The 2,091-nt window shown below is 64.1% G+C and carries 1 protein-coding gene and 1 pseudogene; both read left to right on the top strand.

The window, feature by feature from the left end; all coding sequences use genetic code 11:
• Window positions 1-444 (top strand): annotated as a pseudogene (locus tag J5F18_RS19040) (3-deoxy-8-phosphooctulonate synthase); the annotation flags it as partial.
• A gap of 88 nt (window positions 445-532) precedes the next feature.
• Complete coding sequence (eno, locus tag J5F18_RS19035) at window positions 533-1,825, top strand: phosphopyruvate hydratase (protein WP_346300086.1); 1,293 nt, start codon at window positions 533-535, stop codon at window positions 1,823-1,825.
• The last annotated feature ends 266 nt before the right edge of the window (window positions 1,826-2,091 follow it).

The following is a 2,091-nucleotide window of genomic DNA, read 5'->3' as shown; positions in this document are numbered from 1 at the left end:
CTCAACGTCAAGAAGCCGCAGTTCCTGGCGCCCCACGAGATGCGCCACATCATTCGCAAGTGCGAGGAGGCCGGTAACGATCGCGTGTTGCTTTGCGAGCGCGGCTCGAGCTTCGGGTATAATAATCTCGTGGTCGATATGCTTGGTTTTGGTGACATGAAGCAGACCGGCTGTCCGGTCTTCTTCGACGTCACCCATGCCCTGCAGCGTCCGGGCGGGCGGGCCGACAGCGCCGGCGGACGTCGTCAACAGGTGGCCGAGCTGGCCCGGGCCGGCATTGCCGTGGGGTTGGCCGGGCTCTTTCTCGAGGCGCATCCGGACCCCGACGCCGCCCTCTGCGACGGCCCCTGTGCGCTGCCGCTGGACCGGCTCGAACCCTTCCTGACGCAGCTCAAGGCGCTCGACGACCTGGTCAAGGGCTTTCCGGCACTGACAATCGAATAAAGCCGGTTACCCAGGCAGCTACAAGCCGAGAGAGCAAAGCGGTTCCCATCGACACAATCAACGCTGACTGACTGAAAGGACGACACAGATGACCAAGATTGTCGAAATCCACGCCCTCGAGGTGCTCGACTCCCGCGGTAACCCCACCGTCCAGGCCGAGGTGCGCCTGGAAAGCGGTGCCGTGGGGGTAGCCTGTGCCCCCAGCGGTGCCTCCACCGGCTCCCGCGAGGCCCTGGAGCTGCGCGATGGCGACAAGGCTCGCTACCTGGGCAAGGGCGTGCTGAAGGCCGTCGCCGCCATCAACGGTGCCATCCGTGAGCGGCTGATCGGCATGGATGCCCGCGACCAGCGCGGCCTCGACGACGCCATGCTGGTCCTCGACGGCACCGACAACAAGGGCAAGCTCGGCGCCAACGCCATCCTCGCCGTGTCGCTGGCCGCCGCCAAGGCCGCCGCCAACGCCAAGGGCGTGCCGCTCTACGCCCATATCGCCGAGCTCTACGGTCAGCCGGGCCAGTACAGCATGCCGGTGCCGATGATGAACATCCTCAACGGCGGCGAGCATGCCGACAACAACGTCGACATTCAGGAGTTCATGGTGCAGCCGGTGGGCGCGCCGAATTTCCGCGAAGGCCTGCGCATGGGCGCCGAGATCTTCCACGCCCTGAAGAAGGTGCTTGGCGCCCGCGGCCTGTCCACCTCGGTGGGCGACGAGGGCGGCTTCGCGCCGAACCTCGAGTCCAACGCCGAGGCACTGGCGGTCATCAAGCAGGCGGTGGAAGATGCTGGCTACGTACTCGACCGCGATGTGACCCTGGCGCTGGACTGTGCCTCCTCCGAGTTCTTCAAGGACGGCCAGTACGACCTCGCCGGCGAGGGCAAGCAGTATGATGCGCAGGGCTTTGCCGACTACCTGGCCGGCCTGTGCGACGACTACCCCATCGTCTCCATCGAGGATGGCATGGACGAGTCCGACTGGGACGGCTGGAAGGCGCTGACCGACAAGCTGGGCGACCGCGTGCAGCTGGTGGGCGACGACCTCTTCGTCACCAACACCAAGATCCTCAAGCGCGGCATCGATGAGCAGATCGGCAACTCCATCCTGATCAAGTTCAACCAGATCGGCTCGCTCTCCGAGACTCTGGACGCCATCAGGATGGCCCAGGATGCCGGCTTCACCGCGGTGATCTCCCACCGCAGCGGCGAGACCGAGGACACTACCATCGCCGATCTGGCCGTGGGCACCTGTGCCGGCCAGATCAAGACCGGTTCGCTGTGCCGCTCCGATCGCGTGGCCAAGTACAACCGCCTGCTGGTGATCGAGAACGAGCTGGGAGAGCGCGTGGGCTATCCGGGTCGTTCGGCCATCAAGGGACAGTAAGCGAACGGCGTTGCCCTACGCGGTTCGGCGTGTAGGAAATCGCTGACACTGAGGCGAGGATATTGGCTCGCATTAAGGCAGAAGACCGATGCTCCTGGTGTCGGTCTTTTTTTATTTGCTTGATTTTCATCATTTTGTCAGCGTGTTTTTCTGAGCTGACGGGGCGCCTCGATCAAGGTAGGCGCGGATGGTCGGGCTTGTGTTGCACTGCAGCTCTGCCACAATGAATTCGGGACAAGGGGGTATCGCCTGATACCCCTGGCAGG

The sequence above is a fragment of the Halomonas sp. BM-2019 genome (assembly GCF_017584085.1).
This window is presented reverse-complemented; position numbering and strand designations above follow the sequence as displayed.

What these genes read in the sequence shown, in the direction of transcription:
- eno (WP_346300086.1), top strand. Translation starts at nt 533, where the DNA reads ATGACCAAGATTGTCGAAATCCACGCCCTCGAGGTGCTCGACTCCCGC.